This is a genomic window from Streptomyces sp. HPF1205 (genome assembly GCF_020400825.1).
In the GTDB taxonomy this organism is placed as follows: domain Bacteria; phylum Actinomycetota; class Actinomycetes; order Streptomycetales; family Streptomycetaceae; genus Actinacidiphila.
In genome coordinates, this window is sequence record NZ_JAINVH010000019.1 from 139,053 (window position 1) to 145,291 (window position 6,239).

General features: G+C 68.9%; 5 protein-coding genes. All 5 read right to left on the reverse strand.

From position 1 onward, the window contains the following. Positions 1 to 49: 49 nt before the first annotated feature. Positions 50 to 1,183: an ABC transporter permease gene (locus tag K7G61_RS22200; RefSeq protein WP_225848674.1), complete on the reverse strand. Its 1,134-nt coding sequence runs from the start codon at positions 1,181 to 1,183 to the stop codon at positions 50 to 52. After that, positions 1,176 to 2,744 (reverse strand): sugar ABC transporter ATP-binding protein, encoded by a 1,569-nt coding sequence (locus K7G61_RS22205; protein WP_225848675.1) that lies wholly within the window; start codon positions 2,742 to 2,744, stop codon positions 1,176 to 1,178. Before K7G61_RS22205 ends, K7G61_RS22200 begins: the two co-directional genes overlap by 8 nt. Next, entirely contained in the window at positions 2,741 to 3,412 is a 672-nt protein-coding gene (locus K7G61_RS22210; RefSeq protein ID WP_225848676.1) for a DUF2291 family protein, read from the reverse strand. The genes K7G61_RS22205 and K7G61_RS22210 overlap by 4 nt, the downstream gene beginning before the upstream one ends. A 78-nt stretch (positions 3,413 to 3,490) precedes the next feature. Further along, positions 3,491 to 4,522 (reverse strand): TIM barrel protein, encoded by a 1,032-nt coding sequence (locus K7G61_RS22215; RefSeq protein ID WP_225848677.1) that lies wholly within the window; start codon positions 4,520 to 4,522, stop codon positions 3,491 to 3,493. Positions 4,523 to 4,927: 405 nt separating this feature from the next. Then, on the reverse strand, positions 4,928 to 6,239 hold a 1,312-nt coding region (locus tag K7G61_RS22220; protein WP_225848678.1), incomplete at its 5' end, for a DUF1593 domain-containing protein.

A 6,239-nucleotide genomic window follows, 5' to 3' on the forward strand; every position in this document is an offset into this window, starting at 1 on the left:
GAAGGCGGTCGGTCGACCGCCGGGCCCCGCGGTGGGGGCGCGGGCCGTTTCAGGCGCCCGAGGCGACCTTGACCGGTTGGTTCTCGGCGGGCTCGGTGGCGACGGCCGCCGCGGATGCCGCGACGCCGCGCTTCTTGAACCGCTGCTGGCTCTGATCGAGGATGACCGCGACGATGATCACGGCGCCCTTGATGAACGTCTGCCAGAAGGTGGAGACCCCCACGATGACCAGGCCGTCGGCGAGGAAGCCGATGACGAAGGCGCCGACGAGGGTGCCGCGGACGTTGCCGCGGCCGCCGGTGAGGGCCGCGCCGCCGATGACGACGGCCGCGATGGCGTTCAGTTCGAAGCTCTCACCGGCCTGCGGGGCCGCGGAGGTCAGTTCCGAGGCGATGATGATGCCGGACAGGGCCGCGCAGGCGCCCGAGATCATGTAGACGGTCGTCTTCACCCGCTGCACCGGCACGCCGGTCAGCTCCGCGGCGCGTTCGTTGCCGCCGGTGGCGTACAGCCAGCGTCCGTACGGTGTGGAGCGCAGCACGACCGCCACCACGGCCGCCAGGACGATCATGATCCAGACGGCGACCGGCAGGCCCAGCGGGCGCCCGGAGCCGATCCAGCCGAAGCCGGTGTTGTGGTTGCGGGGGTCGCCCGCGAGATTGGGGTACGTGGTGCCGTCGGATATCAGCAGCGCGGCGCCCCGGGCCACGTACATCATGCCGAGCGTGGCGATGAACGGGGCGACGTTCATCCTGGTGACCAGGAAGCCGTTGATCAGGCCGACCAGGGTGCCCATCGCCATGCACAGGACGACCACGGCCCACACCTGCGGGTAGGCGACGAAGCTGCCGACGTGGACGCCTTTGAGCAGCTCGCCCGCGATGACGCCGGACAGTCCGACGCTGGAGCCGACGGACAGGTCGATGCCGCCCTTGAGGATGACCAGCAGCATGCCGAGCGCCAGGACGGCGTTGATGGCGACGTGCTTCGTCATCGTGATCATGTTGTCGGCGGTGAGGAACGAGCCGGACAGCAGGCTGAAGACGACGATGAGGACGCCCAGGGCGATGAACGCCCGCAGTTCGAAGATCGAGTCGAGGGTCTTCAGCCGCCTGGCCTGGACGGCGGCCCGGCGGCGCTGCGCCTCGATGGCCGCGTGGTCGTCGGTTGTGGTGTCAGTCATCGTGAGCCTTTTCAGTGGATTCGGCGCCGTCGGCGCCGTCGGCGAGACTCATCAGCCGGTCGCGGGTGACCTCGCCGGGGCGCAGGTCGGCCACCAGCCGGCCGCGGACCAGGACGAGGAGCCGGTCGGGGATGTGCAGCGCCTCTTCTGCCTCGGAAGTGGTGAACACGACGGCCAGGCCGCGTTCGGCCTGCCGTGCCATCAGTGCGAAGACGTCCGCCTTCGCGCCGACGTCGACGCCGCGCGACGGCTCGTCGAGCAGCAGGACCCGGGGGCCGGTCATCAGCATCTTCCCGATGACGACCTTCTGCTGGTTGCCTCCGCTGAGCGAGCCGATGGGGGCGTCGGGTCCGGAGGTCTTGACGGTCACGTCGCCGATCATGGAGGTGACGGCGGAACGCTCGTCCGCGCGGGCGACGACCAGCCGCCTGACGAACCGGGACAGCGCCGCCAGGGACAGGTTCTGACCCACGGACATGGTCTGCACCAGGCCGTCGCGCTGCCGGTCCTCGGGGACGAGCGCCAGGCCCGCCCGTATCCGCCGTCGTACGTTGCCCGTCACCGGGCTGCCGTGGAGGTACACCTTGCCCGCGGCGGCGGGGAGCCGCCCGGCCAGGCACTCCAGGAGTTCGGTGCGGCCACTGCCCATCAGCCCGTAGATACCGACGGTCTCGCCCGCGCGGACGCTGAGGGAGACCGTGTCGACGGCGAGGCGTTCGGGGTTCGAGGGGTCGGCCACCGACAGTTCGACGGTCTCCAGTGCCACCGCCCCGGTTTCGGTCTCCCGGGTGGGGAACAGCCCGTCCTGCTCGCGGCCGACCATCGTACGGACCACCCAGGCCAGGTCGACGTCGTCGGCCCGGGCGGCGGCCACCATGGAGCCGTCACGCAGCACGGCCACGTCGTCGGCGATGTCGAGGGCTTCTTCCAGGTGGTGGGAGATGTAGACGACGGCGACCCCTTCCGCCGTCAGTTCCCGGATGACCTTGAAGAGGATCTCGACCTCCGGGGCGCTGAGCGCCGAGGTCGGCTCGTCCATGATCAGGACCCGGGCGTTCTGCAGCAGCGCGCGGGCGATCTCCACGAGCTGCTGCTGTCCCAGGCGCAGCTCGCCGACGGGGGTGGACACCTCGATCGACCCGTCCAGGCGCCGCAGCACCTTCCGGGCGAGCTCGCGCTGCGCCGCGCGGTCCACGACGACGCCGCGCCGGGTGCGTTCCCGGCCCAGGAAGAGGTTGTCCTGGATGCTCAGGTTCGCGCACAGGCTCAGTTCCTGGTGGATGATCGAGATGCCGCGGTCGGCGGCGTCCCGGGCGCTGCCGAAGCGGACCACCTCGCCGTCGAGTTCGATCAGTCCGGTCGTCGGCGACTCGACGGCGCTGAGGATCTTCATCAGTGTCGACTTGCCGGCGCCGTTCTCGCCGAACAGCACGGTGACGCGGCCGGGGGCGATGTCCAGGGACACGCCCTTGAGCGCGTGTGTGCCGCCGTAGACCTTGGTGACCTCGACCGCCCGCAGTACCGGCGCGGCGGGCGCTTCCCCGACAGCGGCCGTCGTCATGACGCCGCCTGTATCGACACCGGGGTCACCGTCAGGACGTCGCCGGTCAGCGGAGTCATGGCCCCCACGACGGTGATCTTCTTGCCCTTGAGGGCGGCGGCGTCGAGGTGGGCCAGCACCGCGGACTTCATCTGGTTGTTCAGCGCGGTGCCCGCGTCGGCGTAGTCGACCTGGTTGGTGAACTGGCCGAACTTGATGAAGCCCGCCGCGTCCCGCAGGGAGGTGCCGTTGACGGCCGGGCCGACCTGGACACTGACCCGCGCCTTGTCGATGCCGGGCACGGTGACGGCGAGCAGTCCGCTGGTCACCACGCCGGCGGTTCCCGTCAGCTTGACGGCGTAGCTGTACGGGCTGGTGCCCTCGCGTGTGCCGTACCGGGCGCCGGCCGCGTTGCTGTCGGCGGCTATCGCGCGCTGCAGCGTGACGATGTCGACCGCGCGCTTGTCGATGGCCGGCACGACCTTCGACCGATAGGTGGCCGCCCCGTACTTCGCGGCGTCGAAGGCCGCCGGACCGTCGGTGGTGGTGGAGCCTGCCGAGCGGTATGTGGTCGTGGCCGCGATCGCGATGACCAGCAGCGCGAGCGCGACGAGGCTGACGCGGCCGAGCGTGAACCATCGGCCACGTCCCGCGTCCCAGCCGTCATGCGATTCCTGGACAGTTGTCACGACAACCCTCTTGTAGGTGCGTACGCCGGCGCATGGGTGCGGCCGGTAGTGATTCCCCGTTGTGTGCGAACCGCTCGCTCAGTCGGTTTCGCTCTCCGCGAGTGCCCGGTACAGGGCCCTCTTGGCGATGCGCTGAGCCGCGAGGGCGTCCTGGCGGCCCTGCGCGGAAGCGAGTTCCTCGCGGTCCAGGTAGGCCAGTGCGCGGTGGAAGGCCCGCATGGTGCGGATGCCGGTCCGGGCGGCCTCCACGGGGTCCTCACGGAACGGGAACTGGTCGAGCTGCCAGACACCCGTCCAGTCCGCGTCGTGCAGCGCGAAGAAGAACTCGAAGGTCTCCATCAGGTGGACCGATCCGACGACCATGTCGTCGTCCCACCCGCGGAAGTTGTCGTTCACGTCGATCGCGAAGAGCTTGTTCCGGTTGATGGCCATGCGGGCGGCCTCGGCGGGTGTCTCCCCGCCGTACAGGGAGTGCCCGAAGTCGAGCAGGACCCCGACGTTCTCCACGCCCATGTCCTCGATCGCCAGCAGGGTGCGGGCGACGGAGGAGAAGACCATCCGGTTGCGCGGCTCGCGGGGCTTGTACTCGATCGCGAACCTCATGTCCGGGAACCGCTGGGCGAGCTCCCGTACGGCGCCGACCGACTTCTCCCACAGGTCGGTGTAGTCGGCCTGGAACGGGTAGTCGTAGCCGTCCTGGCCGGGCCACAGCTTGACGTAGTCGACGCCCAGCTCACGGCCGACCTCGGCGCTCGCGGCCACCAGGTCGATGGCCTCCCGCCGGACGGCGGGGTCGGGGTTGGTGAAGCCGCCCTTGGCGAACCTGCCCGTGTAGAACTCCGGCGTCACCGCGATGGGGCGCAGCCCCTCCTCGGCCAGGGCGTCCCTCACCTCGGCGGTGCTGATGCCGCCCGGCGGGAAGGGCCAGTTCAGGTCGACGACCGACAGGTCCTGGACCTTGCCGGCCAGCTTGATCGCGTCGAGCACCGTCCGGGGTTCGCCGTACCCGTCCGTGGCGTACCGGTCCACGTACGTGGCGAAGTGCCAGATGCCGGCGCCGTAGGTCGGCTCGACCGTGCTTTGCATTTCTATGCGGCCTTGATCAGACATGCGGCGATGTTAAGTGGGGGTGACTGGGGTGTCAATCACTTCGGCACGGTCACCCGAGGGGCGGTTTCGCCGAACCGCAGGACCGGACCTGGAAACGGTTGACAGCGGCGCCGCTTGGTCGCGACCGAAGGCCAGGGAAGTGTGCGCCTTGCCGAAATCGTTACGAGCAGCGCGGCCGTCCGTAGCGCACGACGGGCGTTCAGGATCGTGTCGTCAACGACACGGGAACTACAATCAGTAATCAATACTGGACAAATCACCCAGAGATAGTCAAGGTCCATGCCTGACCGAGCGGCCGAAGCCTGTAACGGGTAGGGCCTCGCGAGTTTCGGGCCCGACCGCGGCAGCCACGCGCGTCGACGGTCGCCGACGACGTCGGCGACCGTCTCGGTCCGCTGTACGCGGTCAGCCGACCTTGATGAGGACGCGGCGGTAGGTGGCGAGCGCGGGGCTGCCGTTGTCGACCGCGCGCAGGACGATGTCGATGGTCTGGCCCCCGGCGTTGGACGGGATCTGTACGCTCACCGAGCGGCTGCCCGCGTTGGTGAGGTTGACGGTGCCGGAGTAGCCGGATCCGGTGTCGTGGGTCCAGCCGTAGGCGACGTTGTTGCCGTCGGGGTCGGTGGTGCCGTCGGCACTGAGGGTGAGGGTGCTGCCGGCGGTGGCGTTGACGGTGAGCGGGGCGTAGCCGGAGTCACCGTTGACGACCACATTGGGGTTGCGGTTGCCGGAGCCGTTGGTGGCCCAGTCGATGCGGGAGATGAAGTTGTTCGTCTGGTCCTGCAGGGTGTTGTCGACGGCGGCGCGGCTCTGGTTGGCGGCGTCTCCGGAGTTGTCGACGTAGGCCTTGGTCTGCCCGTCCGGGCCGGTGCCGTAGACGAACCGGCCGCCGAAGCCGTACTGGCTGGGGTCCTGCGGGTCGTTCAGGCCGGGCCACAGCTGCAGCCAGCTGGGAGAGTCGCCCTCGACGATGTACTTCCACGTCGGGTACATCCCGCCCAGTGCGCCGCGGCCCTGGATGTGGGAGGTGTACTGCGACCAGTAGCTGCTCTTGATCTTGGAGCCGTACTCGCCCCAGGCGGTCTCGGACCAGATGTAGAACAGGTTCGGGAAGGTCTTGCGCATCCAGAACTGGGAGCTGTTGGAGTAGCCCTCACCGGTGTATCCGCGGTCCTGGTCGGTGATGGCGTACACGCGGATCTTTGAAATGAAGGTGTTCAGGTCGGCGGCCGAGCGGGTGTTCTGCACGTGCCACAGCGCCTGGGCCAGGGTGTTGCCGCTGCCCCAGAACGTCATCCACACCGGACGGGTGTCGGCCTGGTCGACCACGCTGATGACCTGGTTGCTGCCCGCGGAGTCCTTGCCGGCGCCGACCGCTCCCATGCCGCGGACGTCCAGGCCCTCCTTGACCAGGCTGCGCAGGTGGTCCGGGCTGGGCCAGTACCCGATCCGCTGATGCGTCTCGTCGGCCAGGAACCCGGTCTGCCCACTGCGCTTCATCAGGTTCGGCAGGTCCTTGGCATACGCGTTGATCACATCGTTGATGTGGTAGGTCTGCAGCGGGCTGCTGCCGTCCAGACTCCAGCCGGTCGTCGAGATGATCCCGTCGATCTCGTACATGTCGGCGCTGGCCAGGATGTGGATCAGCGACTCCATGTCGTCCGGTTCCCAGTTCGCCGACGTGATGTCCGTCATGATCACGATCCGCGGCTTCAGC